The sequence below is a fragment of the Bradyrhizobium forestalis genome (genome assembly GCF_002795245.1).
Classification (GTDB): Bacteria; Pseudomonadota; Alphaproteobacteria; order Rhizobiales; family Xanthobacteraceae; genus Bradyrhizobium; species Bradyrhizobium forestalis.
Window position 1 is genome coordinate 186,775 of sequence record NZ_PGVG01000008.1, and the last position, 25,508, is coordinate 212,282.

Here is a 25,508-nt window from a genome sequence, read left to right on the forward strand (position 1 = left end):
TCAGTAGATCCCGTAGCCGCAGACGTTCACGACGCGGACGCGCAGGCCGTGGCGGGTCTGGACGACGCGCTCCTGGTAGCAGTTGCTGACGCCGGTGTTGACGTAGATGCCACCATAGCCCCAGCCCGGACCCCAACCGTGACCCCAGTGATGGAAGCCGTGAGCCGAAGCGGCGGTGGGCGCGAGAGCGGCAGCGCCGAGCGAGCCGGCGGCGATCAGACCAAGAGCAAGCTTACGAAACATCTTCATTCTCCAGTTTGGCGCGAGGCCGTTGTTGTGTCCCTGCATCTCCGTCGGCACGAGCCGCGAATGCGTTCACGGCGTGGGCTGGGAATCGTGTTTCAGGATTGTTTCGTCGGCCGCGGGGAGGTGCGTCGCGGTCAGGCTTTTCGCACCGCGCGATAGCGCACGGCCATCGCCTGCGTCAGCTCGGCCATCTTGTCGCGGAGATCGGCGGGTTCCAGCACCTCGGCCTCGGGGCCGAGCCGCAGCAATTCGGCCGCGGCGTGCCATGACGTCTTGCCAGTCGGCACCCGTGCGATACGCCAGCCGTCCGCATCGGCGACATCTTCGATCTCGGTGCGCGCCTTGACGTAGGGCTGACTCAGCGCATCCAGCAGCTTGACGCCGAACGGCGACAGACGCACGACCGCGACATTGGGATGCATCTCGGCTTCGAGGCGCAGCGTCGCGGCTTGCCAGTAGGCGGCGAGATCGAAGCCGGCGGGGCGATCGAAGCGGTCGTCGAGCGCCGTGCAGTCGAGCACGCGCGCGACGCGATAGGTGCGCACGCTGCCGTCGACCTGACCTGCGAGATACCAGCTGCCGCCCTTCAGCACGAGGCCGAGTGGTGCGACGCGGCGCTGCTTCTCCGCGCGCCAGCTCTGGTAGCGGATCTTGATCAATGTCCCGCGCAGCACGGCACCGGCGATGCTGCGCAGGTGCTTTGGGTCTTCCGCCTCGCCGAACCAGCCCGGTGCGTCCAGGTGAAAACGCTCCTGCATCCGCCCGGCGTCCTCGCGCAGATTCGCGGGCAGCGCCGCCATCAGCTTGTTCTGTGCGGCGATCATCGCGGCATCGAGCCCGAGCGCCGCGGCCGGGCCCGGCAATCCCGCCAGGAACAGCGCGCCCGCCTCGCTCTGTGACAGCCCGTTCAGCCGCACGCGATAGCCGTCGAGCAGGCGATAGCCGCCATCCGCGCCGCGGTCCGCATAAACAGGGACGCCGGATGCTGCGAGTGCATCGATGTCGCGGTAGATCGTGCGCACCGAGACTTCACAGGCCTCCGCGAGCTCGGGCGCGGTGACCCGTCCCCTGGCCTGGAGGGTGGTGAGGATCGACAGCATCCGGCTCGCGCGCATGATTCCTTAAACCATACCTGACAGAAGATGTCAGGTATGGTCCGCTACAAGCTGCGCCATCGCCAGGAGGCCAGATGGAGACTGCCATGACCGATCCGAACCGCATCACGCTGTACTATTCGCCGCAGACGCGCGCCACCGGCACGCGGGTGCTGCTGGAGGAGCTGGGGGCTCCTTACGATCTCCACGTCCTCAACATGAAGGCCGGCGAGCAGCGCAACCCCGCCTATCTCGCCCTCAATCCGCTCGGCAAGGTGCCGGCGGTTCGCCACGGCGAAGCGCTGGTGACCGAGCAGGTCGCCATCACCATCTATCTCGCCGATTTGTTTCCGCAGGCGGGGCTGACGCCCGCCCTGAACGATCCGCTGCGCGGCCCTTATCTGCGCTGGATCGCCTATTACGGCTCGTCCTTCGAACCTGCGCTGATCGACAAGTTCATGCAGCGCGAGCCGGCGCCGATCACGCAATCGCCTTATGCCGATTACGACACCATGCTCGGCGCGCTGGAGACGCAATTGTCGAAGGGGCCGTATCTGCTCGGCGAGCGCATGACGGCCGCCGATGTGTTGTGGGGCGTCGCGTTCAGCTGGACCATGATGTTCGGCATCGTACCGAAGAAGGATGTCTTTGTCCGCTATGCCGAGCGCATGACCTCGCGACCAGCGTTCCAGCGCATCAACACGGCGGATGAGGAGATGGCGGCGCAGCATGCGAAGGTTGCTGGGGCCTGAGCGGGCGCCTCAATCTCCGCTGTCGTCCCGGGCAAGCGTAAGCGCAGACCCGGGACCCATAACCACAGGAAGGTGTTTTGCGAAAATTCGTGGTGATCTGTTCGCACCATAACCACGCCCTGTGGTGGGTCCCGGATCGGCGCGCGCTTTGGGCGCGCTTGTCCGGGACGACAGCGGAGTGAGGAGCTCGCCTTCTCTCTGACCGCCTCGCCCTCAAAATCTCGGCGCGCGCTTCTCCGCGAACGCCTTGATGCCTTCCTTGATTTCGTCGCCGCGCATGCTGTCCCGGTGGCGCTGGTCGGCGGCGGGTTCATCGAGCTCGCCGCGGGCGAACTCGTTGATCGCGCGCTTCATGCCGCGCATCGCCTGCGGGGCGTTGCCGGCGAGGATCGCAGCGAGCGTGTCGACTTCCTCGTCCAGGAATTCCTCCGGCACCATCGCGGTGAGATAGCCGATGCGCAGCATCTCCGGGGCGCTGATCTTTTGCGCGGTCAGGAACAGCTTCTTCGCATTGTCCACGCCGAGACGCGTCACGTAGCGTTTGATGCCGCTCGGGTAGTAATGCAGCCCAAGTCGTGCCGCCGGCATGAACATTTCCGCGGTATCGACGCCAACCCGGAAATCGCAGGCGAGCGCGAGGTCGGTCGAGCCGCCATAGACGCCGCCGTTGAGCCGGCAGATCGTCGGCACGCCGAGATCCTCGAGCCGGTTGACGACCGCCTCGAAGGCCGAGCCCGCGCTCTGCTGCTCGCTCGCGCTGACCGCGCGCTCCGCCACCGAATTGAGATCGTAGCCGGCGGAGAAGGCGCGTCCGGTGCCGGTCAGCACCAGCACGCGAATATCGCGATCGGCCTCGACCCGGTCGAACAGTCTTGTCAGCTCGTCGAGATCCTCCGCCTGGAGCCGGTTGAGATGCTTCGGCCGGTTGAGGCGGATGGTGGCGCGGGCGCCGGTGATTTCGAGCAGGGGGCCGCTGGCTGCGTCGGCTGTGTCCGACATTCTTGTCTCCATTACTTGTTTTCGAGCGCGCGCCGCTTCGCCTCGGCGTCGATGGTCTCGGCGAGATCGGGATGCCGCGCCATCAGCACGCGGAAATCGACGAGGTCGAGCACCAGAAGCCGTGACACTTTCGTGGTCGAGACGTTGGCCCCGCGCTTGTTGTTGCCGAGCAGCGCCATCTCGCCGAAGAAGGCGCCTTCACCGAGCTGCACCTTCTTGCCGGGCAGATCGACTTCGACCTCGCCGGCGGCGATGAAATACATGCAGTCGCCTTGCGCGCCTTTGCGGATGATCGTGGTGCGCGCCGGCAGCTCGATGGTGCGCAGCATGTGAGTGACATCGGCGATGGCTGCGGGTCCCAGGGTCGCGAAGAACGGCACCTTGCTGACGGATTCCCAGGTCTTGAGGAAATTGTCGCGCCGCGTCTCCGCGGCAAAGCCGGTCGCCAGGATACCGGTCCAGAGGCCGAACACGCCGAGACCAGAGATCATCACCAGGGCCGCCACCACGCGTCCCAGCGGGGTGACCGGCACGACGTCGCCATAGCCCGTCGTGGTGAGAGTTACGACGGCCCACCACAGTGCGTGCGGGACGCTGCCGAATGTCTGCGGCTGCACGTCCCGCTCCAGGAAATATTCGGCGACGGAGGCGAGGAAGACCACCATCAGGAAGATCACGAGCACGCTGACCAGCGGCCCCGATTCCAGCACCAGCACGCGGCGCAGCTGCCGCAGGCCGGGAATGCCCGGCACCACCTTCAGCACCCAGAGCACGCTGAGCAGCCAGGCCGTCTTCGGCTCGACGCCGAGGAGAAGCGCGGCCGGCACGGCCAGCGCCCCGATCGCGTCGACGATGCCGGCGGAGGAGGACATGTAGAGCGCAAGGCGTCCAGATCGCGCCATGTGGCGCAGCCGCACCAGCCATTCGAACACGAAATAGGCGAGGCAGGTCCAGAGCAGGGCATCGACCCAGCCCCGCGCCTCTCTGGCTCGGTTGTCCGTCAGCAACACCATGCTGAGCACGCCGACGATCACCGCGACATAGGCCGCCTTGGTCATGTTGCGGCCGGCCGTGGCGGCCGCGAACTGGGCCAGAGCGGAAATCAGCGGCTTGGACATGCGGGAAGGCTATTCGGTCTCGGGGCAAGTCTCGAGGCCCCGGTTGGGACGTCGGCGCCAAAGTGCCTGTCCGGGCGGAGGCCGTCAACGACGTGCAGGCCGTTTTGCCGGCGCCGCTGCGCCGGGCCGGCCTGTCCGTGTGCCGTCGCTGTCGGATTGCCTACCTGAAATGTGGCGGCTCGTCGTAGCCGCGGCGGCTGCTGAAGAACAGCAGCACCATCAGCCCGACGCCGACGATGACGGAAAACCCCGCGCCAAGCGCCAGCGCCACATAGCCTTCCGTCGGGATCGGCTCACCTTCGACCGCCATTGCGGAATAGGCGAAGTAGCCGGCCGCCGCCAGCATGACCAGAAGGAGGATGATGAGGAGTGCACGCATGCCGCGTTCTCCGGTTGTAGCTGGAAACCAACGGTTGCGGATCGCGACGGTTCCTCAGTTCCGACCGTTGATTTACCGGGATAAAAAGTCCGCCAGACCTGGGCCGAGGGGCGTCGCAACCGGCGGATCAGGCACTCTGGGCGGTCTTCACCACCACGACATTGCTCTCGTCCAGCTGGGCCGGGCCGGCATCGCGCACCGTCTTTTCAGCTTCGCTGGCATGACGTTTCAGATAGTCGCGGCGCATGCCGATCTCGTCGCGGACGAATTCGTAGCCGAGCTTGAAGGTGTCGAGCCCGTCGGTACTGATGGTGCCGTCTCTGAGGCCGATAACGGCGCCGCGCAAGATGGCCTCGAGCTCGTCCTGGAGACATTCGAGCTGATCCAGCGAGTGGGCGTGCTCGATCCGCTCGCCGATGTCGAGGATGGCGGTCGAGAGCTCGCTGGCCTTCTCGGGTGCGATGCGGGTGATCTTGGCGTAGATCGCTGCGAAGATCGAGCCGATGACGCTGAGCGCGGCGGCGCCCAGATACATCAAGTCGCTGTACTTATCCATGAACGACTTGGTGTCGTCGTTGATGTAGTCGGCGGCGCCCCGATGCGCGATCACGAAGGCGTCCTTCTCGACAGAGGCCGGCTCTATCCTGGTGGCGAAGCCGTTGTCGAGCCCGAGCGCGGACTTGTTCTCGTAGATGGTGCGCGCGAGCTCGCCTGCCGTGCTCGGGGACATCCTGGATTGTGCGACCAGGAGCCATTCGAGCCCGATCGTGTCGAGATCGTCGTCGGGAATTTGCGGCGACGTCGACAACGTGCCCGCTGTCAGCGTCTCGTCGGAGATGCCCGGGAATTTGCGCGCGAGCGCCTTGGCCTCGTCGATCGCGTTCAGCGTGAAGCCGCCGCGCCTGGCGACTTGCTCATAGGATTTGTCCCGTACTGCTCTGGAGGTGTGAACGATGGCGATCACCGCACTGAAGCCGGCAGTCGGCGCGAACAGCTTGTCGAGCGTTGCGCCCTGCGGCGCCATCTGGATCTTCGTAGCCTCGGGGCCATCGGGAACGTCGAGGATGCTGCGGACGAAAGCGAGCGAGGATTCGTTCTCGGCGACGACCGCGACCTTCTTCTTCTTCAGCTCGGCGAGCGACTTGATCTTCTTGTTGCCGGGACCAAGCAGGAGCACGAGATCGTGCTCGAGGATCGCGAGCGTGCGCGCCCGCAGCGGCACCTTGGCGTCCGTGCGCAGCACGGCGAGGTCGGCCTGCTTGCGGTCGAACTGCGCGATCGCCTTGGCATTGTCGGCGTTGTTGACGACCTTGATCCGGAAGCGGGAAGCGTTGTTCTTCAGAAGAGCGGCGAGCTTGGCCGCGAACAGCGCCTCGTCGCTGTTGGGGCTACCGACGGCAAAGGTGAGCGTTTCCGAATTGTGCACCAGCGTGCGGCCGGCCCAGACGGTGGCAAGCGACAGCAGCAGGGTCAGCACGACGTAGAGGAAAACCTGCTGCTGGTTGGTCTTGATCACCTTGGGACGCCGGGGCGGCGGCGCGGTCGGCGATGCGGTGGGGCCGTCAGTACTCATGGCAGCACTCTGGCCTTATTCTTCGGAGACGGGCGGTTCGCTGGTGCGATCGCTGCGGACGCCCTGTAATTCGTAAGCGCCTGAAAAAAGAACGATATTCTCTACCGCCGATGATAGCGTGACGGTAGCGGAATGCAAATTTCGAGCCGAAGGTAACCTTACTCGATGCGGCAGCGGCGATTGGTCATCCTATCACCAGTTAGCCACAGTTGGCGATTTTCCGGTTCCACCGGCTGCATTCCGCCGCCGGAGATGTCATAAATCACGCGTCCCGGCCATTTGACCGGTCCTAGAAGAAGTTGCGCTGAACGCTCCAATTCTTCTCGTCACGTCAATGAGGGCGTCAGCTTGTCGTTTCCACCCATGTCATCGGCGATTCCGGTTGAAGCGCTCATTGGCTGGATGTTGCTGCTCACCTTCAAGCACATCATCGCCGATTTCGTTCTTCAGACCGCCTGGATGGCGCACGGCAAGGACCAGAAACATGGCTGGGCCCTGCCGCTTCTGGTGCACTGCCTGGTCCACCTTGCCGTTGCGCTGCCCCTGATCCTGATCGTGGCGCCAAAATTCTGGTTCGTGGCCTTCATTGATTTTGTGATCCACATCACGATCGACCGCGCCAAGGGATTCGTCTCGGCCAATTTCGGCGTCGACCTCGCGCATCCCTGGTTCTGGACCCTGATCGGCGTCGACCAGGCGCTGCATCATCTGACCGGCTTCGGCCTCTCCATCTTCATGGCGGCGAACTGAGGTGGCCGCGCTCGGCTGACGGCTCGGCCTGCATGGTTCGAGACGCGCCGTAAGGCGGCGCTCCTCACCATGAGGGTTTGGCAATTCGCCGCGAACCACGACCTCATCCTGAGGGCCCGCCAAAGGCGGGCGTCTCGAAGGATGGCCGCAAGGTAGCCGCCAACCCGGTTTCAGCGCCCCACTGATTCGCGGGTCACGCGCAACCACCCCCCGGTGACTACCGGGCAGCGTGGTTAACCTTTCGTTAGAGAATTGCGCTGCATCTTCCGCACACGAGGGAGAACTGCAATGTTTTCAAGCCGCGATTCCTTTGAAAGCGATTTCTGCCCGGTCCGCGACGAGCTCCTTGGCGAGATGTATCGCGCCAGCGAGAGTGGGCTGCCGAGGCTGGTTGAGAGTGTTTCCCCTGACGCGCGCGCCAGGCTGGCGCTGTTCTGCTATCGCCGCAGCCATCTGCACTCGCTGGCGGTCGCGATCGCAGCAAGCTGCAGCGAGCGCGACCTGATCGAGAACGGCGGCCGCGTCGGCTCGACGCTCTACGCGTTGTCGCGTGAGCGCTCGACCAAATCGTCGCCGTCGCTGTCGGGTGGCCGCAAGCCGATCACGCTGTCGACCAAGCCGCTCTCGGTGCTCGCACCGCTCGATGACGAGCTCGACGACGAGATCAGCGAAGCGGTTCCCGCCTAAGCGACTGCTTGTTGGTGCGTGATCTCCGCGCAAACGCTTTGCGTTTGTCGCGCCGAAAAGCGCTGCACACTTTGCGCTAACGCGGCCCTCCGGGTCCGGATCATGCGCTAGCGATTACGGGCAGTCCAAACTTTCGCCGCGCCATCGCGCATTCGGCATCGCCCGGCATGCAGGTGCGGCACACTTCCGGCCGCACGTCATAGATGCCGCAGGCCGTCATCTTTCCGATCTCTCCCTGCAAGGCCGAGCAGCGATCACCCTCGCAGCGCATGCCGGACTGGCGCGCATTGACCAGCGTTTCGGGAATCGCGGCAAGCTCCTCGTCGCTCTCGATCGAGAAGCGCGGCCAGTTCGCCGAATAGCCGCAGCAGGCGCCGCACCCTTGACAACAGCTCGACAGGTCGATCGCTTCCATCGTCCTCACGTATCCTTTGGCGGACCCCAGACCAGGCTCTGCCGCCATCTTGCGCGCAGCACGTCGCGCCGCTCCGGATATTTCTCGTCGAGATAGGTCGCCTCGACCACGCGGTCGGTGCGGAAGCTGCGGAAGTCGCCGCGCAGCTCGCACCAGGCCGCCAGCAGCCGCACCGCTTCGAGATAGCCGACCGAGATCGGCCAGATCATGCGCTCGCTGGGGCGGCCTTGCTCGTCGCGATAGCGCAGCATGATCTTCTTGCCTTCGTGAATCTGGGTACGGGTGCGCGCCATGTCCAGGCGGTCCGGCTCCCTGTTCCAGCTCGGCCGCGCCCGGCTCGCCGGCTCCAGCACGAAGGGCCGCAGGCGCTCAGGCACGGTGTCGGCGATCTTGGCCATCAAGTCCTCGGCTGCGCGCGCCAGCGCGGAGTCGGCGTGGCCCGCGACCCATTGGGCGCCCAGCACCGCCGCCTCGATCTCGTCGGGTGTCAGCATCAGCGGCGGGAGGTCAAAACCCTTTTCCAGGATGTAACCCATGCCGGCCTCGCCGCGGATCGGCACGCGCTGGCCGATCAGGGTTGCGATGTCGCGATAGATGGTGCGCTTCGAGGTCTCGAGCTCGGCCGCGATCGCGTCCGCCGTCAGCGGCTTACGCGTGCGCCTCAGCACCTGGATGATTTGAAACAGCCGGTCGGCGCGTCTCATGACAGGTCTCTTATCGCTGCTTTTTCTCGGTGGTCTTTTTCAAAAGGCGGCGCGCGGCTGCTGACAGGATGTTGGCAGCAGGGGAGTTCTATACCGGGACAACACATCGACTGAAGAGGATTTGTCCATGATCATTCCAACCCATTTCGGCCCTGCCGGCCCGTTGTGGCGGAGCCAGCCTTTCCAGGTGCAGGCGTGGCAGGCTTGGGCATTCAGCCGCCTCGTCTCGCTTGATTTCATGGTCGTCGACCTCCGCCTTGCGCTCGCGACCGCCGTGACGCGTTCGCTGGTCCATGCCGCGGATGCGCTGGTCCGCCATGTGATGGGCCGCGCCTGGCGAGGGGCCCGCTTCGCAGAAGATATCACGGCTGCTGCCACCATGGTGGCAGCAGCCGGCCGCTAGGTTCCTTCAATTCGACAGGTTCAGGAGAGCTCGCATGATCACGCTTTACGGCTTTGGCGCCGGCTTCGGCCTGCCGGAAATCAGCCCCTTCGTCACCAAGACGGAGGTGCAGCTCAAGATGGCGGGGCTGCCTTACCGGAAGGAGCGGGCGATGCCGCCCGCTTCGCCCAAGGGGCAGCTGCCGTTCATCGACGACGGCGGCGAGGCGGTGGCCGATTCCACCTTCATCCGCGCCCATATCGAGCGCCGCTACGGCTTCGATTTCGATGCCGGCCTGTCGCTGGCCGAACGTGCGCAGGCCTGGGCGTTCGAGCGCATGATCGAGCATCACGTCTATTGGGCGCTGGTCGGCGCCCGCTGGGTGGATCCGGTGAACTTCGCCAAGGGTCCTGCGCATTTCTTCGACGGTGCGCCGGAGCACAACCGCGAAAAACTGCGCGAGGACGCGCAGTTCCGCGTCGCCGAGAACTATCTGCTCTCCGGCCTCGGCCGCCATGCGCCTGATGACGACGTCGATCTCGCCGTGCGCTCGCTGTTCGCGCTGTCGGTGCAGCTCGGCGACAAGGCGTACCTGATGGGCAACAAGCCCTGCGGCGTCGATGCGACAGCCTTCGGCGCACTCGCCGGCATTTTGACGCCGTTCTTCGAGTCAGGACTGCGGCAGCGGGCCGAGGGATTTCCGAACCTCACCGCTTATGTCGACCGCATGATGGACAATTACTATCCGGAGTTCGCCTGGACCCCGCTGCGGCAGGCGGCTTAGCAACGGCGTAGCCACGGGCTCGATGCACCTCTCCCGCTTGCGGGAGAGGTCGGCGCGCTCGCAGAGCGCGGCGGGTGAGGGTTCTCTCCTCTGGCGGATTTCCTCGGCGAAGTCGGGACAATCCCAATGCGGAGGCACCCTCTCCCCAACCCTCTCCCGCAAGCGGGAGAGGGGGCGCAGCAAGACTGCGGCCCCAGTTCGCGCCTCATTGCTCAACAAAAGAGCCGGCCCAATGGGCCGGCTCTCGTCGTCTCAAATCTTCGCTATGCCTACTTCACCAGCGAGTACTTCCCGTTCTTCACCGTGAGCAGGATGCGCGAGCGCTCGTCGAGGCCGTAGCGGTCCTTTTCTGTGAAGTTGTAGACGCCCTGGCTCGCCGCCAGCTCCTTCTCCGTCAGCAGCGCCTGGCGGATCGCCTCGCGGAATTCCGGCGTGCCGGGTTTTGCGGTCTTCAGCGCGGCCGGAATGATGCGCTTGAGGATCTCGAACGCATCGTAGGAGTGACCTGCAAACTGGCTGCGGCTGTTTGGACCGTACTTGGCTTCATAGGCCGAGTTGAGGGCGAGGCCCGGCTTCTTGGTGAGCGCGGTGTCCGGCTGGTCCTCGGGGTCCATCACGGGGCCCGAGGCCATCAGCACGCCTTCCGCCGCTTTGCCGGCGATGCGGATGAAGTCCATGCTGGCCGCGCCATGGGTCTGATAGATCAGGCCCTGATAGCCGCGCTCGCGCAGCTCGGTCTGCGGCAGCGCGGCCGCGGTGCCGGAGGCGCCGACCAGGATGGCGTCGGGATTGGCGGCGACGAGCTTCAGCACCTGTCCGGTCACCGAGGTGTCGGGGCGGGCGAAGCGCTCCTCGTCGACGATGGTCATGCCCATCGGCACAGCCTGGGCCTTGAGGTCGTTGAACCAGAGATCGCCATAGGAGTCGGAATAGCCGATATAGCCGAGGGTCTTGATGCCCTTCGACTTCATATGGTCGTACAGCACCTTGCCGACGATCGGGATCGGCTGCGGCATCGCCACCGACCACTTCATGCGCTCGGGCGTGATCGGGAAGGGCGCCAGACCAAAATGCGGAATGCCGGCTTCGTTGGCGACGTTGGAGACCGCGATGGTCGGCGGCGTCAGCGCCGAGCCCATGATGGTGTCGGCCTTGGATTCGGTCACGAAGCGGCGCGCATTGGTGGTCGCCGTGGTGGGATCGCCGCCGTCGTCGAGCACGATCACCTTCAGCGGCACGCCGCCGATCTCCTTCGGCACGAATTCCAGCGAGTTGCGCTCGGGAATGCCGAGCGCGGCACCCGGGCCGGTCGTGGTGGTGGTGATGCCGATGGTGACTTCGCTGGTCTGTGCCAGCGCGGGCAATGCCGGCAGGGCCAGTGCGGCCGCGGTGATGGCAGCGGTCAAATAAAAGCGTTTCATCTATTCCTCCCTTGACGTGTTTCCTTGAAAGCAGAAATCGGGGGGTAATTCAGCCCCCTCTTTTGGTGATGCGGCGATTTAGCTCCAGGCCTAACTCCCCGTGAATTTGGCGACCATTTCCGCCGGGAATGGCGCCGATTTCAGCTTGTCGGGGTTGTCAGGATCGCGGCCGACCAGCACGCGGGTCTCGAAACCCTCGATCGCCAGCGCCTCGCCCTTGTAGACGTTGTGCTTCACCTCGAAGCTCGAGCGCTTGATGCTCTCGATTCTGGTTTCGATGGTGATCCAGTCGCCATAGGTCGAGGGGATGTAGAACTTGGCCCGCGTGTCGACCATGGGAATGCCGACCAGGCCGTATTTGCGGACCAGGTCCTGCTTGGAGAAGCCGGCGACCTCGAACAGGGTCGAGGTCGAATCGTCGAACATCGCGAAATAGCGCGGGTAATAGACGATGTTGGCAGGGTCGCAATCACCCCATTGGATCTGGACCTCGCGCCGGTTCACGAACATGGGTGATGCATCCATTCGCGCTGTGCCACACCTCTCCCGGAGGGAGAGGTCGAATTGCGCCTTGCGATGCGGAGCATCGTCAAGAGCAATTCGGGTGAGGGAATACGGTCTCTCGATGCGGCAGAGCCCCTCACCCGGCGCTCCGCGCCGACCTCTCCCAAAGGGAGAGGTAAGGTCGAGACCGCTGCTGCGATACCGATCATCAACTTACTTCGGCGCCATGCGCAGCGAGCCGTCGAGGCGCACCACTTCGCCGTTCAAATAGGCGTTTTCCACCATGTGCAGCGCCAGCGCGGCGAACTCGTCGGCATTGCCGAGCCGGCGCGGGAAGGGGATCGCGGCGGCGAGCGAGTCCTGGGCTTCCTGCGGCAGGTTGGCGAGCAGCGGGGTGAGGAACAGGCCGGGCGCGATCGTCAGCACGCGAATGCCGAACTGCGCCAGCTCGCGCGCGATCGGCAGCGTCATGCCGACGATGCCGCCCTTGGAGGCCGAATAGGCCGACTGCCCGATCTGGCCGTCATAGGCGGCAACGGACGCCGTGTTGATGATGACGCCGCGCTCGCCGGTCGCCTGCGGCTCCAGCTTGGACATCTCGGTCGCAGCGAGGCGCAGCATGTTGAAGGTGCCGATCAGGTTGACCTTGATCACCTTGTCGAAATCGGCAAGCGCCATCGGGCCGTCACGGCCGACGACGCGCTTGGCAACGCCGATGCCGGCGCAGTTGACCAGCACGCGCGCCGGGCCATGGGCCTTGGTGGCCTGCGCGATTGCGGCTTCAGCGGAAGCGGCATCGGAGACGTCGCAGGTGATGGCAACGCCCTTGATCTCGGCGGCGATGGTTTCCGCCAGCTTGGCATTGAGGTCGCACACCGCGACCTTGGCGCCCTGCGCCGCCAGTTTTCGCGCAGTCGCTGCGCCCAGCCCTGATGCGCCGCCGGTGACGATGGCTGCCTGATCCTTCAACAACATGGCGTTCTCCTTTGGCGATGATTTCTTAGCCGACCGATATCACACGGTCCGACGGATTGGCAGCGTAGAGCTCCTCGATCAGCTCTCCGCGATGCTCCAGCACCGCGCGCTGGTTGATCGAGCCCTTGTCGGTGACTTCGCCCTTGTCGATCGAGAGCGGCGTGTCCATCAGGATCGCGCGCGCGATCCGCGTCGATGAGCCGGTGGCCGAAGACAGGAAACCGGTCAGGCGCTCGCGGAATGCCTCGCGCACCAGCCGATCGCGTGTCGCGACCACGAGATCGTCGGGCGGCAGCGTCGGGTTGATTAGGCGGCAGCCGGCGGGATCGCGCACGACCAGCGCGGAGATCTCGTCGCGGTTGATGCCGGCGATGACGACGTCGCGCACCAAGGGTGCGCAGGCCGCAACGAAGCGCGCGCGCAAGGGGCCGACGCTGACCCAGGTGCCGCTCGCCAGCTTGAAATCCTCGCTGACGCGGCCGTCGAAATCGAAGCCGGCGTTGAAGTCATCGGGATCGGCGGGCTTGAGCGCGTCGCCCATCTTGTAGAATCCTTCCTCGTCGAAGGATTTTGCGGTGATGTCGGGTTGGCGCCAGTAGCCGGGCATGACGTTCGGCCCCTTGGCGCGCACCTCCAGCTTGCCGTTGTTCGGCACGAGCTTGGCGTCATTGCCTGACACGGGAAGGCCGACATGGCCGGAGCGGCTGGTGCGCGGATTGACCGACATGAAGAACGGTGCGGTCTCGGTGGCCCCAAGGCCGGTCAGCATCGGCACGCGATAGCCCTTCTCCTTCACCGCGAGCTCGTCGAGACTGTTCCAGACGAACGGTGACAGCGCCGCGCCCGAGAAGAACATCGCATGCAGCCGGTCGAAGAACTTTGCGCGCAGGCCCTGGTCGTCGCGCAAATAGGGCAGCAGCGATTCATAGCCTTTGGGCACGTTGAAATAGACGGTCGGCGAAATCTCCTGGAGATTGCGCACGGTCTCCTCGATGCCGCCCGGCACCGGCTTGCCGGCGTCCAGATACATCGAGCCGCCATTGTAGAGCGTCAGTCCGATATTGTGGTTGCCGCCAAAGGTGTGGTTCCAGGGCAGCCAGTCGATGATGACGGGCGGCTCGTCCTTGAGGAAAGCGAGCGTCTCGCGCAGCATCACCTGATTGGCGCAGATCATGCGCTGGGTGTTGATGACAGCCTTGGGATTGCCGGTCGAGCCCGACGTCAGCAGGAATTTCGCGATCGTGTCGGGGCCGATCCTGCCGTGGACATCGTCGAGATCGCCGCGGAGCGGCGTCGCCATGAGGTCGGCGAGCAGAGTGACGTCGCGGCCCGGCACGCCGCCATAGGACGCCGCGATCTCGGTGCCGAGCGAGACATTGGCCGCGAGCGCGTCGGCGAACTTGCCGGCGTCCTCGGCGAAGACGAGGCCCGGCGTCAGCAGCTTCATCAGGTAAGACAGCTTGCCGTAATCCTTCGACACCAGCGAATAGGCCGGCGACACCGGGCAGAACGGAATGCCGGCATAGAAGGCGCCGAAGGCGAGCAGGGCGTGGTCGATCGAGTTGCCGGAGAGGATCACGACCGGCCGCTCCGCCGACAGGCCGCGCTGGATCAATGCGGAGGCAATGTGCCGGCTCGCGGTGAGCAGCTCGGCATAGGTGATCTTGCGCCAGCCGCGGCCGCGTTCGCGCTCGGCCATGAAGACACGGTCGGGCGTCGTGTTCGCCCAATGATGCAGGCGGTCGGTGATGCGGACCGGATAGTCGCCGAGCGGCTGCTTGGGCCTGAGATAGATCGTGCCGTCGTCGCGGCGCTCGATGTTGACGACGGGATCGCCGAACGAAATGGGCCGCAGCGGGAAAGTGCTCACGCCGCGCTCCGTGCTGGAAGAGGACGGCTGCGCGCTCATGACTTCGGCTTTACCTTTGCGGTCTTGTGCTCGAGGAATTCGCGGATCCTGCGTTTTGCCTCTTTGTCGCTCTGTGCCACGGTGGCCATCAGTGATTCCATCAAGAGGCCAGTCTGCGGATTGGCCTCCGCGATCATCGGCAGCGCCTGGAGCACGGCGAAATTCGTCAGCGGGGCGTTGGAGGCCACCTTGGTCGCAAGCTCCAGCGCCTTGCCGAGCCCGTTGCCGGCTTCCGTCACATATTGCGCGAAGCCGTAGGAGGCGCCCTCGGTCGCGCTGTAGACGCGCCCCGTCAGCATCATGTCCATCATCCTGGCGACGCCGATCAGCCGCGGCAGGCGCACCGAGCCGCCGCCGCCGACGAAGATACCGCGCTGCCCCTCCGGCAGCGCGAAATAGGTCGAGGGTTCGGCGACGCGGATATGCGCGGCGCAGGCGAGCTCGAGGCCCCCGCCGATCACGGCGCCCCTGAGCGCTGCGATGACGGGCACCCGGCTGTACTGAATCCGGTCGAACACCCGGTGCCACATCTGGGAATGCAGGAGCCCGCCGGTGGCATCGTGCTCGGTCAGCTCGGAGAGGTCGAGACCACTGGAGAAATGGTCGCCGATGCCGTGGATGACGACCGCGCCGATGTCCTCGGGCAGGGAGGCAAAGCACTCACCGATTTCGAGGATGATGCCGTCATTGAGCGCATTGCGCTTGGCCGGCCGGTTCAGGCCCACGGTCAGAACCCGGTCCGCCCGCTCGATCCTCAAAAGCCCGGAGGCTCCCGCGTTAGCGGTCTCGGCGTTTCCCTGTGTCATTTGCGTCCTTGTCAGAATAGTTATGTTGTATAACGAATTCTGACGGAGTCAATATGGGCCTGGGTTCCGCCGCCAGCTGTGGGACGAGACCTGCGCTCGCGCCGACCCCGCCCGCTGTCGCTAACCCATCGCCACTCCGTCGCTCTTGGCCCCGTGCTCGCGCTGGTCGAGCCACAGCGTGCCGAGCGCGAACGCCAGCCAGCCGAAATCGTAGGCAAACCCCATGATCAGAACGATCCAGCCGGGAAGCGGTCCGACCGCCGCGCGATCGATAAATTCCGACATACTCGCCGCGGGCGTCGGATGGATTGCAATCTTGCCATAATAGGCGACAGCCTGGATGGCGAGGATCCAAACGTAGTTGCGACGCAGCCGCCGCCCCGCGGCGCGGACGAACGAAATGTGATGGCGAGGCGCGGTATAGTCGCGCGCCAGAATGGTCTGCCAGCCGTCGTCGTGCGCTTCGCCCGTGAACATCGGCGCGTAGAAATTCTTCTCCAGCCAGCGGGCACGGGCGCGCCAGACGTTGAAATAGCGATAGCGCCGCGCCTCCATCGCGAGAAACGCGGCAAGCAGCAACCCGACGAGCACGAGCGGTAGCGGAGATGCTTGCGGGCTCGAAAAGGTCGTCGAGAGCGCAATGCCCATCGTGACGATCGCCCAATTGGTTGTGTTGTCGAGCCGCGTTCGCCAGATCGTCGAGCGATAGACCTCGCCTCGGTAGAGATGGGCGATGGCGCCCATTTCGGCCGGATCGAAGCTGTGTCGTGGACTCGAGTCGGTGGAAGCCATTGCGGACATGGTGGCACTCCGTGGTCTGCGCAATCTTGCGCAAGCCGTATCCTGGACCAGCCCGGAGCCGCGTCAAAGGTGGATTCGGCTTCCACCGCGTAATAAGTGACCAGCAAGTCGCCCGGATGAGCAAGGCGATATCCGGGATTGGTCGTCGTTCTCCCGGATGTCGCCGCGCTCACCCGGGCTACATTCGTTGTATTGTCCCGCTCACATCACCCGATGCACATCCACGATCACGCGGTTGGCGTGGCGCGCGGCTGAGGCCACGAAGATGTGCTCCATCAGCCAGCGATACCTTTCGTGCCCGGTCTCGAATCTCGGCACGGTGCGGAAATAGATCAGCTTCGGATCGACCGGCTCGCCGCGCTTGAGCTTCTGCAAGAGCTCGACCGGACCGAAGCGCATACCCTTGTTCTCGATATAGACGACGGCGCCGTCGTCGGTCTCGAAGGCGTACTTTGCCTCTAAGTCGATCAGCTCGTTGGGGCGGATGGTCTGGAAGTCGGCGCCGAACGGCAGCACCTTGCCGGTGATCGCGCCCTTCACCTCACCGCCGATGACCGGAATGATGCGGCGAACGCCGATACCGGTCTCGCCGGCGGTGACGACGTCGCCGATGCGCACGGTGATCGTGAAGACGTATCTGGTTTCGAGCGTGGGTGTGGTCATCGGTCACTCCTGTGTATCGACGCGCGTCGCTGCTCTTCCTTCTCCCCTTGTGGGAGAAGGTGGCGCGAAGCGCCGGATGAGGGGTCTCTCTCCACGAGCGAGTATGCGGAGAGAGACCCCTCACCCGTCTCGCCGCTATCGCGGCGAGCCACCCTCTCCCACAAGGGGAGAGGGGAAGATAACTCGCCGTCGGCGCGCACCTATATACGTCTCATCAATTCGCCATCATCCGCGTCGGCAGCCACGTCGCGAGCAGCGGGAAGGCGATCAAAATCACCAGCCGCACCAAATCCGTCGCCACGAACGGGATCACGCCCTTGAAGATCGTGGAGAACGACACGTCCTTCACCACGCTTTTGATGACGAAGACGTTCATGCCGACCGGCGGATGGATCAGGCCGAGCTCGACCGTCATCACGATGATGACGCCGAACCAGATCGGGTCGAAGCCGAGATGCATGATCACGGGGAAGATGATCGGCACGGTCAGGATGATCATCGCCATGGCATCCATCAGGCAGCCGAGCACGAGATACATCACCATGATCAGCGCCAGCACGCCGTAGGGACCGAGGCCGAGGCCAGTCAAAAATTCCGTGACCTTCTGCGGCGTCTGCGTCACCGTGAGGAAATAGCCGAAGATCAGCGCGCCGATCAGCACGGTGAACACCGCGGCCGCGGTGCGCGTGGCCTGCAGCAGCGAGGCCAGTACCTTCTCGCGGTCGAGCCGGCCGGTCAGCACGCCGATGATGAAGGCGCCGGTGGCGCCGACGCCGCCGGCTTCCGTCGGCGTGAAGCGCGGCAGGAACGGCAGGCCGTAGAGGCCGCCGATCACGAAGACGAACAGCAGCACCGGCGCCCAGATCTCCTTCAACCCGGAAAAGCGCTCGCGCCACGGCAGCACCTTGCCCTTGGGCAGGAAGTCAGGGCGGAAATAACCGATCAGGAAGATCGTGATCATGTACATGGTCATCGCGAGCAAGCCCGGGATGATGCCGGCGATGAACAGCTTGCCGATGTCCTGCTCGGTGATGATGCCGTACACCGCAAGAACGGTGGATGGCGGCAGCATCGCGCCCAGCGTGCCGCCGGCCGCGATCACGCCGGTGGCAAAGGACTGCGGGTAGCCGAAGCGCCGCATCTCGGGATAGGCGACGGCGGAGAACGTCGCGGCCGTCGCGACCGATGAGCCGCAGATCGCGGCAAAGCCGCCGCAGGCACCGACGGTGGCAATGCCGAGCCCGCCGCGCAAATGTCCGACGAAACCGTTGGCGGCGCGGAACAGCTCGCGACTCATGCCGGAATTGCTGACGAAGGAGCCCATCAGCAGGAACATCGGGATGACGCCGAAGGTATAGTCGGTGACCGTGCGCATCGAGGTCTGGCCGACCAGCTTGAGCGCCGGCGTCGCACCGACCAGATAGGAGAAGCCGGAGACGCCGACGAGGCCCATGGCCATGCCGACGGGCACGCGCAGCAGCATCAGGACGAAAAGGGAAACGAAGCCGATAACGGCGACGGCATCGGTGCTCATGGTTACTCCGTCGCCTTGATCTTGGGGTCGTGCATCTCTTCGGGATGGAAAATCAGCCGATAGGTGCGGATCGCGATCAGCAGCACGGCGGAGACGTCGCCGATCCAGGCGATCGCGAAAAACGGCCAAGTCGGCATGTGCATGTCGAAGGTCTGGACGTTGTCGTTGTAGGTGCCGCGCACCTTGTCGAACAGCGTCCAGGTCTGCACGGTCACGACGAACAGCAGCACAAGGGTCGCGAACACGTCGATCCAGCGCTGGTAGCGCGGTCCGACATTGCCCCAGACGAGGTCGACCGTGATGTGGGTGCCACGATAGGAGGTCGCGGCGATGCCCCAGAAAATGAGGATGCCGAGCAGCATGCGGCCGATGTCGAAGCTGTCGGGGATCGAATAGTTCAGCGTGTTGCGTAAGAGCACCGACAGAAAGATGTCGAGTGCGACAAGGCCGACGAAGCCGGCCGCGATCCATTCGATCGAGTCGATCACGCGATCCATCCAGGCGCGCTTCATGGCGAAGGGTCCTTCCGACGAGTCCGAGGTGTGCCCGCGACGGAGCTGCGCTCCCTCCCCCGCTTGCGGGGGAGGGTTGGGGAGAGGGGGCTTCCACAATCGAGAACCCCCAAAGAGGAGAGAGCCCTCACCCGGCGCTTCGCGCCGACCTCTCCCGCAAGCGGGAGAGGTGCGGCGAATGCGCGGCGACTGCTGGGCGTCACTCCGCCAGCGCGTTGTATTTCTTCAGCGAGGCCTTCAGATCGGCCAACGCCGCATCCGGATTGGCACCGGCCTTCTTGGCGCCGTCGCCCCAGGTCTTGACCAGCGGCTCGGCGGCCTTCTTCCAGGCGGCGGTCTGTTCAGTCGTCAGCTTGTAGACCTCGTGGCCGGATTCCGCCTTCACCTTGTCGATGCCGGCGTCCTCGAACTTGCCCCAGTGCTCGCCGACCGCGCCCGCCATCTCGACCGTGCAGTTCTTGTCGATCGCGGCCTTCTGCTTGTCGGACATCGCGTTGTACTTGTCCTTGTTGATCACGAACACGAAGGTCGTGGTGTAGAGCGGCGCCTCCATGTCGTATTTGGTCACCTTGTCGATGCCGAACAGCACGAGCGAGCCCCAGGGGAAGGTGACGCCGTCGGCGACGCCGCGCTCGATGATGTCGCGCACTTCCGGCGCCGAGGACTGCACATTGGTGCCGCCGAGCGAGGTGACGAAATTCGCCATGGTGGCGTGGGCGGGACGGATCTTCATGCCCTTCACGTCCTCAGGGCTGACGATCTTCTTGGTGCGGGAATGGAACGAGGAGGGCGAATGGACGAAGGCGAGGCAGTATTTGACGTCCTTCATCTCCTTCTCGGCATATTTGCGATACCAGGCGTCCAACCCCATCGAGCCGCCCTTGGCGTCCGAGATCAGGAACGGCAATTCCCCGGCGCCGATGATCGGGAAGCGGCCGGGCTGGTAGCCGGGATTGACGTAGGTGACGTCGGCGATGCCGTCGCGCGCCATGTCGTAATGGTCGAAGGCCTTGCCGAGCTGCTGGGCCGGAAACACCTTGCCCTTGATGGTGCCGCCGGAAGCCTTCTCGACCGCGGCGGCCCAGTCCTCCAGCGATTTCTGCAGGGGATGCGAGGCCGGCACCCAGTGCGAGATCTTCAGATCGAAGGTCTTGTCCTGCGCGAGCGCTGGGCTCACGCTTGCTGCCAGCAGCAAGGCCAGACAGGCTTTCCTCATCACGCGTCTCTCCCTTTTTCGACGGCGGGCTTCGATGGCCCGGTCTCGTTAATTAACATGTTATCTAATTGGCCGGCGCGTTCAAGCCGGAACTGACGCGCGCCTTGTCGCGCCATCTACGTCAGCCATGTTGCATGGATTTGTCGCTGCTCGGGCGACGACCGCTCCCCTTTTGCGCAAACGTTATATGATATAATTATCGTCTGCGGGCCTTTGCCACAAGCAGGCCGCGACGAAAGCCTACAGCATCGCAAGGAGCAAGTATTGCGGACAAAAGTCGCAATCATCGAGGCCGGGCCGTTGAGGCGACGGCGGAGCTCGTTTCAAACACCTGCACAAATTCCGTTTAAAGCTTTGTAGGTGATGCATTCGTCGCTTCATTCGCCTCCAATGCAGCCAAGCCAATGAAGCGAGACCGCCATGACCCCCACCGACATCCCCGCCGGCTTCGAGCCGCATTTCCGCAAAGCGCCGCTCACCGATCCCTGGGAGCCGCTCTATTCGAAGAAAACCGACAAAGGCGTCACGGTGGGATTGCGGCTGGCGACGCCGCATACCAATGCGCGCGGCCTGATCCATGGCGGATTGATCGCGGCGCTGGCCGATGCCGCCATGGGCTACAGTTGCGCCCAGGCGACGGGCTGGACGACGTCCTTCGTCACGATCTCGTTGTCGGTCGATTACGTCGGCGCCGCCGAGGTCGGTCAGTGGCTTGCGGTCGAGGGCGAGGCGATCAAGACCGGCAGTACGATCTGCTTCGCGCAATGCCTGGTGAAAGCGGACGACGCCGTGATCGCGCGCGCCAGCGGCACGTTTCGCGTGGTGCCGAAGAAATAGGTCTCTCGTGCCCCGGACGCAGCGCAGCGCCCTCTTCGGCGGTGCGCTGCAGAGCCGGGGCCCATCCATCAGCAGCTTACTCTGTGGCGCTCTGGGTCCCGGCGCTGCGCCGCTTCGCGGCGCGTCCGGGACATGCACCTACCCGAACCTCCACGCCGCCGTCTCCACCACGAGATCGATGAACGCGCGCACCTTGGCCGAGAGCAGCCGTGAGGTCGGGTAGACGACGTGGATCGGCAGCGCCGGCTGCTCGTATTTTGCCAAGACTATTTTCAGGCGCCCGCGCTTCAGCCCCTCGGCGGCCTGATAGGCCAGCACCCGCGTCACGCCGCCGCCGGCTTCGGCATATTGCAGGGCGGCGTCGGCGCTGTTGCTGGTGAAGCGCGGGGACGGCGTCACCTCGATGTCGCGGCCGTCCTGCACGAAGTGCCAGCTGGCCGATGGCCCGAACTGGATGGTCTGATGCGCGGCGAGCGCCTCCGGCGTCTTCGGCTCGCCATGGCGCTTCAGATAGCCGGGCGCGGCCACAACGATCCGCCGCATGTCGCCGACCTGGCGCGCCACCAGCGAAGAATCGGCGAGATGACCGATCCGCACCGCGGCGTCGACGGCGTCTTCCACGAGGTTGACGAGGTGGTCCGACAGCCTGAGCTCGGCGGCGACCTCAGGGTAGCGCTTGAGATAGGCGGTCATGACCGGCCCGACATGCAGTCGGCCGAAGCCGACCGGTGCCGACACCACCAGCCGTCCGCTCGGCCGGGTGCGCTCCTCCCGCGCCGAGCCGTCGGCCTCCTCGACATCGGCGAGGATGCGCCGCGCGCGCTCCAGATAGCGCGTGCCGACGTCGGTCAGCGTCACCTGCCGGGTGGTCCGCTGCAGCAGCCGCGCGCCGAGATGCTCCTCCAGTGCCGCGATCATCCGCGTCACCGCCGAGGGCGACAGCCGCAGCTTGCGCGCCGCCGGCGCAAAGCCGCGCAGATCGGCGACGGTGACGAAGACGTGCATGGCTTCGAGGCGGTCCATGGGCATTATTGCATATATCGCAATGATGAAGTGTCAAGCGGCCAGATTGTTTTAGCCGCCGGAAGGTCCACCTTTGTCCTCGAAAGACGCAGAGATGCGCCGGAATCTCAGGAGATGTTCCGATGACGACAGTCCACACCTATGCCAGCGACGTCGCCTTCTCGCCGGCGGTGAAGGCGATCCAGGCCCGCAAGGGGTCGCGTGAGGCCTACGCGCGTAGCGAGCAGCGCGGCTGGCGCACCGAGGTCGACGACAACCTCGCGGCCTTCCTGGCCGATGCCAACAGCTTCTATTTCGCCACCGCGTCAGCCGACGGCCAGCCCTATATCCAGCATCGCGGTGGTCCCAAGGGCTTTCTCAAGGTGCTGGACAAGCAGACGCTGGCCTTCGCCGACTATGCCGGCAACCAGCAGTTCATCACCCAGGGCAATCTCTCGGAGAATCCCAAGGCCTACATCTTCGTGATGGATTACGCCCATCGCCGCCGGGTGAAGATCTGGGGCGAGGCGCGCGTGGTCGAGGACGACGAGGCGCTGACCACATCGCTGATGCCAAAGGGTTACCGCGCCCGGCCCGAGCAGGTGATCCTGTTCAAGATCGCAGCCTGGGACACCAACTGCCCGCAGCACATCCCGCAGAAATTCGACGCGCCGGATGTGGCGGCGGCGCTGGCGGCGAGGGATGCGAGGATCGCGGAGCTGGAGGCGGAGGTTGCGGCGTTGAAGGGGGAGAAGGCGACGGGTTGAAGTCGGCCTCTGCAGTTGCCACGCTCCGGTGTCATGCCCCGCGAAGGCGGGGCATCCAGTACGCCGCGGCCCCTCGGTTCAAGCACGGCCGTTTCTGGAATACTGGATCGTCCGCCCCTGTGCGCAATTGCGCACTAGGCGGACGATGACAGCTGAGTTTGCAGCGACGTCTCGGAGACTAAATCGCACTCGCGCCTTCATGCTGGAAGCCGAGATAGCTCGCCGCCACGCGTTCGTTCGCGGCGATGTCGCTGGCCTTGCCGCTGAGCACGAACTCGCCGAGCTCCATCACATAGGCATGGTCCGCGATCTTCAGCGCGGCCTGTGCGTTCTGCTCGACCAGCAGCACGGAGACGCCGGCGGCGCGGAGCTCGGTGACGATGCGGAAGATGTCGGCGACGATGATCGGGGCAAGGCCGAGGCTCGGCTCGTCCAGCATCAGGAGCTTCGGCTCGCCCATCAGCGCCCGGCCCATCGCCAGCATCTGCTGCTCGCCGCCGGAGAGCGTGCCGGCGAGCTGCTTGCGGCGCTCCTTCAGCCGCGGAAACAGCGCATAGACCCGCTCGATCGAGGATTTCGCCCGGCTCCTTTCGATGCGGAAGGCGCCCAGCTCGAGATTGTCCTCGACATTCATGGTCACGAACAATTCGCGGTGCTCGGGGACGAGGCCGAGGCCCATCGCGACGCGGTCCTCGATGTCGAGCCGGGCGAGATCCTGCCCGGCGAAGGCAACGCGGCCCTTCAGCGGCAGGATGCCCATGATGGCCGAGAGCAGCGTGGTCTTGCCGGCGCCGTTGGCGCCGACGATGGTGACGATCTCATTGGTGCCGACCTCGAGCGAGACCGAGCGTACGGCCTCGACCTTGCCATAGGCGACATGCGCATCGGTGACGGACAACAGCGCGCTCATGCCGCCACTCCGAGATAGGCCTTGATCACTTCGGGATTGGTCTTGATCGTGGCAGGCGTGCCCTCCGCGATCTTGGTGCCGAAATCGAGCACCACGATGCGGTCGGCGAGGTTCATGACGAAGCCCATGTCGTGCTCCACCAGCAGCACGCTCATTCCGCCGTCGCGCAGCTCGCGGAGCAGCGCGGCGAGCCGCTGCTTTTCCATGTGGCGCAGGCCCGCGGCCGGCTCGTCGAGCAGCAGCAGCATCGGATCGACGCAGAGCGCACGGGCAATCTCGACGATGCGCTGCTGGCCGAGCGAAAGGCTGCCGGCAAGCTGGTGCATCTGCTCGGTGAGGCCGACGCGCTCGATCTGCCGCGCGGCTTCCGCAAGCAGTTTTGCTTCGTCGGCGCGATCGAGCCGCAGCATCGAGGTGATCGGCCCGGAATGGCCGCGCAGATGCGCGCCGATCGCGACATTCTCCAGCACCGTCATGTCAGGGACCAGCTTGACGTGCTGAAAGGTCCTGCTGATGCCGAGCTTGACGATCTCCTGCGGCGGCGCGTTGTCGACTTTCTTGCCGAGCACCGAGATCGAGCCCGAGGTCGCCGACAGCACGCCGGTGATCAGATTGAACGTCGTGCTCTTGCCGGCGCCGTTCGGACCGATCAGCGCGACGATCTCGCGGGCCTGGACGTCGAAGGAGACGTTGTTGACCGCGACCACGCCGCCGAACTGTTTTCGCGCTTTCTCGACCTGAAGCAGGACGCCGGATTCGCCGGCCGCGCGGGCGCGATGTTCCAGCTTCAACGAGGTGTCAGGCTTCCTGCCACCGCTGCGCTCGGGCAGAAAGGATATCAGCCACGGCCACAGGCCACCGGGCGCGAGCTGCAGCAGCGCCACCAGCATGATGCCGAACACGATGGTCTCGACCTGGCCGGAGCCGGGCAGGATCAGCGGCAGATAGCTTTGCAGCACCTCCTTCAGCACCACCACGATCGCCGCGCCCAAGACACCGCCCCAGACATAGCCGGCGCCGCCGACGACTGCGATGAAGAGATATTCGATACCGGCCTGGGCGCCGAACGGCGTCGGGTTCACCGCGCGCTGGAGATGGGCGTAGAGCCAGCCCGAAAGGCCGGCGAGCACCGCGGCATGGATGAACACCAAGAGCTTTGCGCGCGGCGTGTGCACGCCGAATGCCTCGGCGGCGACATGGCCGCGGCGCAGCGCGCGAATGGCGCGGCCGGTGCGGGAGTCCAACAGGTTCATCGTCAGCAGGGCCGAGACGATCACGGCGACCCAGATCGCATAATAGATCGAGCCGGGCGAGAGCATCTTGAACGCGCCGATCGACAGTGGCGGGATCGCCGAGATGCCGTCGTTTCTCCCCAAGAATTCCAGCTTGCTGAAGAGATAGAACAGGCCGAGCCCCCAGGCGAGCGTGCCGAGCGGCAGATAATGGCCGGAGAGGCGGACCGTGATCAGCCCGAGCAGCACCGCCAGCGATCCGCTGACCAATAGCGACAGCGGCAGTGTCAGCCACGGCGACAAGCCGTAGGCCGTCGACAGCACCGCGGTGGTGTAGGCGCCGAATCCGACGAAGGCGGCTTGTCCGAACGAGGTGAGGCCGCCGACGCCGGTCAGCAGCACGAGGCCCATCGCGACCAGCGCCGCGAGGCCGATATTGTCGAGCAGCACGATCCAGAACGGCGGCATGCCGGGAAGATGCGGGATCGCCGCCATGACAAGTGCGAAGACGAGGACGGGAAGCCGGCTCTGCATCT

Annotated in this window: 28 protein-coding genes; 7 read left to right on the forward strand and 21 right to left on the reverse strand. The window is 64.9% G+C overall.

Annotated elements, in window-relative coordinates:
• Both CVM73_RS12670 and CVM73_RS12675 read right to left on the reverse strand, forming a co-directional pair.
• Positions 1 to 243: a hypothetical protein gene (locus CVM73_RS12670; RefSeq protein WP_100232373.1), complete on the reverse strand. Its 243-nt coding sequence runs from the start codon at positions 241 to 243 to the stop codon at positions 1 to 3.
• Positions 244 to 380: 137 nt separating this feature from the next.
• Positions 381 to 1,361 (reverse strand): helix-turn-helix transcriptional regulator, encoded by a 981-nt coding sequence (locus tag CVM73_RS12675; protein WP_100232313.1) that lies wholly within the window; start codon positions 1,359 to 1,361, stop codon positions 381 to 383.
• 86 nt (positions 1,362 to 1,447) lie between these two features.
• Here CVM73_RS12675 and CVM73_RS12680 point away from each other — a divergent pair, with 86 nt between their 5' ends.
• Positions 1,448 to 2,092, forward strand: coding sequence for a glutathione S-transferase family protein (locus CVM73_RS12680; protein ID WP_100232374.1), 645 nt, complete (start codon positions 1,448 to 1,450; stop codon positions 2,090 to 2,092).
• Between the two features lie 213 nt (positions 2,093 to 2,305).
• On the opposite strand, the gene CVM73_RS12685 is transcribed toward CVM73_RS12680, so the two are convergent.
• From CVM73_RS12685 to CVM73_RS12700, 4 genes are all read right to left on the reverse strand, one after another.
• Complete coding sequence (locus CVM73_RS12685) at positions 2,306 to 3,091, reverse strand: enoyl-CoA hydratase/isomerase family protein (RefSeq protein WP_100232314.1); 786 nt, start codon at positions 3,089 to 3,091, stop codon at positions 2,306 to 2,308.
• Positions 3,092 to 3,102: 11 nt separating this feature from the next.
• The gene (locus tag CVM73_RS12690; RefSeq protein ID WP_100232315.1) at positions 3,103 to 4,209 is read right to left on the reverse strand and encodes a cyclic nucleotide-gated ion channel; all 1,107 of its coding nucleotides are present in this window, start codon (positions 4,207 to 4,209) and stop codon (positions 3,103 to 3,105) included.
• 160 nt (positions 4,210 to 4,369) lie between these two features.
• Entirely contained in the window at positions 4,370 to 4,588 is a 219-nt protein-coding gene (locus tag CVM73_RS12695) for a hypothetical protein (protein ID WP_100232316.1), read from the reverse strand.
• Between the two features lie 127 nt (positions 4,589 to 4,715).
• Positions 4,716 to 6,161, reverse strand: coding sequence for a TAXI family TRAP transporter solute-binding subunit (locus tag CVM73_RS12700; protein ID WP_100232317.1), 1,446 nt, complete (start codon positions 6,159 to 6,161; stop codon positions 4,716 to 4,718).
• 402 nt (positions 6,162 to 6,563) lie between these two features.
• Here CVM73_RS12700 and CVM73_RS12705 point away from each other — a divergent pair, with 402 nt between their 5' ends.
• A complete protein-coding gene (locus tag CVM73_RS12705; RefSeq protein WP_049820470.1) occupies positions 6,564 to 6,911 on the forward strand; it encodes a DUF3307 domain-containing protein in 348 nt (115 codons plus the stop codon).
• A 288-nt stretch (positions 6,912 to 7,199) separates the two neighbouring features.
• Entirely contained in the window at positions 7,200 to 7,598 is a 399-nt protein-coding gene (locus CVM73_RS40300) for a hypothetical protein (protein WP_167406807.1), read from the forward strand.
• Between the two features lie 100 nt (positions 7,599 to 7,698).
• On the opposite strand, the gene CVM73_RS12715 is transcribed toward CVM73_RS40300, so the two are convergent.
• Positions 7,699 to 8,013 carry a YkgJ family cysteine cluster protein gene (locus tag CVM73_RS12715; RefSeq protein WP_245452292.1) on the reverse strand — a complete coding sequence of 105 codons (315 nt, stop codon included), beginning with the start codon at positions 8,011 to 8,013 and terminating at the stop codon, positions 7,699 to 7,701.
• Between the two features lie 5 nt (positions 8,014 to 8,018).
• Complete coding sequence (locus CVM73_RS12720) at positions 8,019 to 8,717, reverse strand: helix-turn-helix transcriptional regulator (protein ID WP_025033709.1); 699 nt, start codon at positions 8,715 to 8,717, stop codon at positions 8,019 to 8,021.
• Between the two features lie 127 nt (positions 8,718 to 8,844).
• Here CVM73_RS12720 and CVM73_RS12725 point away from each other — a divergent pair, with 127 nt between their 5' ends.
• Together CVM73_RS12725 and CVM73_RS12730 are read left to right on the forward strand one after the other, a co-directional pair.
• Complete coding sequence (locus CVM73_RS12725; RefSeq protein WP_100232321.1) at positions 8,845 to 9,120, forward strand: hypothetical protein; 276 nt, start codon at positions 8,845 to 8,847, stop codon at positions 9,118 to 9,120.
• Positions 9,121 to 9,154: 34 nt separating this feature from the next.
• The gene (locus CVM73_RS12730; RefSeq protein WP_100232322.1) at positions 9,155 to 9,883 is read left to right on the forward strand and encodes a glutathione S-transferase family protein; all 729 of its coding nucleotides are present in this window, start codon (positions 9,155 to 9,157) and stop codon (positions 9,881 to 9,883) included.
• A 269-nt stretch (positions 9,884 to 10,152) separates the two neighbouring features.
• Here the strand turns inward: CVM73_RS12730 and CVM73_RS12735 are convergent, their stop codons facing one another.
• From CVM73_RS12735 to CVM73_RS12780, 10 genes are all read right to left on the reverse strand, one after another.
• On the reverse strand, positions 10,153 to 11,304 hold the full coding sequence (locus CVM73_RS12735; RefSeq protein ID WP_100232323.1) for an ABC transporter substrate-binding protein: 1,152 nt from the start codon (positions 11,302 to 11,304) through the stop codon (positions 10,153 to 10,155).
• A 90-nt stretch (positions 11,305 to 11,394) separates the two neighbouring features.
• Positions 11,395 to 11,814 (reverse strand): acyl-CoA thioesterase, encoded by a 420-nt coding sequence (locus CVM73_RS12740; protein WP_100232324.1) that lies wholly within the window; start codon positions 11,812 to 11,814, stop codon positions 11,395 to 11,397.
• A 207-nt stretch (positions 11,815 to 12,021) separates the two neighbouring features.
• Positions 12,022 to 12,783: an SDR family NAD(P)-dependent oxidoreductase gene (locus CVM73_RS12745; RefSeq protein ID WP_100232325.1), complete on the reverse strand. Its 762-nt coding sequence runs from the start codon at positions 12,781 to 12,783 to the stop codon at positions 12,022 to 12,024.
• A 25-nt stretch (positions 12,784 to 12,808) separates the two neighbouring features.
• Positions 12,809 to 14,692, reverse strand: coding sequence for a feruloyl-CoA synthase (locus CVM73_RS12750; RefSeq protein WP_100232326.1), 1,884 nt, complete (start codon positions 14,690 to 14,692; stop codon positions 12,809 to 12,811).
• A complete protein-coding gene (locus tag CVM73_RS12755; RefSeq protein WP_100232327.1) occupies positions 14,689 to 15,498 on the reverse strand; it encodes a crotonase/enoyl-CoA hydratase family protein in 810 nt (269 codons plus the stop codon). Before CVM73_RS12755 ends, CVM73_RS12750 begins: the two co-directional genes overlap by 4 nt.
• A gap of 120 nt (positions 15,499 to 15,618) precedes the next feature.
• Positions 15,619 to 16,299 carry a DUF2270 domain-containing protein gene (locus tag CVM73_RS12760; protein ID WP_100232328.1) on the reverse strand — a complete coding sequence of 227 codons (681 nt, stop codon included), beginning with the start codon at positions 16,297 to 16,299 and terminating at the stop codon, positions 15,619 to 15,621.
• A gap of 201 nt (positions 16,300 to 16,500) precedes the next feature.
• On the reverse strand, positions 16,501 to 16,962 hold the full coding sequence (locus tag CVM73_RS12765; protein ID WP_100232329.1) for a DUF3237 domain-containing protein: 462 nt from the start codon (positions 16,960 to 16,962) through the stop codon (positions 16,501 to 16,503).
• 214 nt (positions 16,963 to 17,176) lie between these two features.
• Positions 17,177 to 18,496 (reverse strand): TRAP transporter large permease, encoded by a 1,320-nt coding sequence (locus CVM73_RS12770; RefSeq protein WP_100232330.1) that lies wholly within the window; start codon positions 18,494 to 18,496, stop codon positions 17,177 to 17,179.
• A gap of 2 nt (positions 18,497 to 18,498) precedes the next feature.
• Complete coding sequence (locus CVM73_RS12775) at positions 18,499 to 19,008, reverse strand: TRAP transporter small permease (RefSeq protein WP_100232331.1); 510 nt, start codon at positions 19,006 to 19,008, stop codon at positions 18,499 to 18,501.
• 199 nt (positions 19,009 to 19,207) lie between these two features.
• Positions 19,208 to 20,224 (reverse strand): TRAP transporter substrate-binding protein, encoded by a 1,017-nt coding sequence (locus tag CVM73_RS12780; protein ID WP_100232332.1) that lies wholly within the window; start codon positions 20,222 to 20,224, stop codon positions 19,208 to 19,210.
• Between the two features lie 420 nt (positions 20,225 to 20,644).
• Between CVM73_RS12780 and CVM73_RS12785 the strand changes: the two genes are divergently transcribed.
• Positions 20,645 to 21,061, forward strand: a complete 417-nt coding sequence (locus CVM73_RS12785) for a PaaI family thioesterase (protein WP_100232333.1) — start codon at positions 20,645 to 20,647, stop codon at positions 21,059 to 21,061.
• Between the two features lie 138 nt (positions 21,062 to 21,199).
• Here the strand turns inward: CVM73_RS12785 and CVM73_RS12790 are convergent, their stop codons facing one another.
• Positions 21,200 to 22,084, reverse strand: a complete 885-nt coding sequence (locus CVM73_RS12790; RefSeq protein WP_100232334.1) for a LysR family transcriptional regulator — start codon at positions 22,082 to 22,084, stop codon at positions 21,200 to 21,202.
• Positions 22,085 to 22,206: 122 nt separating this feature from the next.
• On the opposite strand from CVM73_RS12790, the gene CVM73_RS12795 reads away from it, so the two are divergent.
• On the forward strand, positions 22,207 to 22,830 hold the full coding sequence (locus tag CVM73_RS12795; RefSeq protein ID WP_100232335.1) for a pyridoxamine 5'-phosphate oxidase family protein: 624 nt from the start codon (positions 22,207 to 22,209) through the stop codon (positions 22,828 to 22,830).
• 178 nt (positions 22,831 to 23,008) lie between these two features.
• Here CVM73_RS12795 and CVM73_RS12800 read toward each other — a convergent pair whose 3' ends face one another.
• Together CVM73_RS12800 and CVM73_RS12805 are read right to left on the reverse strand one after the other, a co-directional pair.
• Positions 23,009 to 23,740, reverse strand: coding sequence for an ABC transporter ATP-binding protein (locus tag CVM73_RS12800; protein WP_100232336.1), 732 nt, complete (start codon positions 23,738 to 23,740; stop codon positions 23,009 to 23,011).
• Complete coding sequence (locus CVM73_RS12805) at positions 23,737 to 25,506, reverse strand: branched-chain amino acid ABC transporter ATP-binding protein/permease (protein ID WP_100232337.1); 1,770 nt, start codon at positions 25,504 to 25,506, stop codon at positions 23,737 to 23,739. Before CVM73_RS12805 ends, CVM73_RS12800 begins: the two co-directional genes overlap by 4 nt.
• Positions 25,507 to 25,508: the final 2 nt, after the last annotated feature.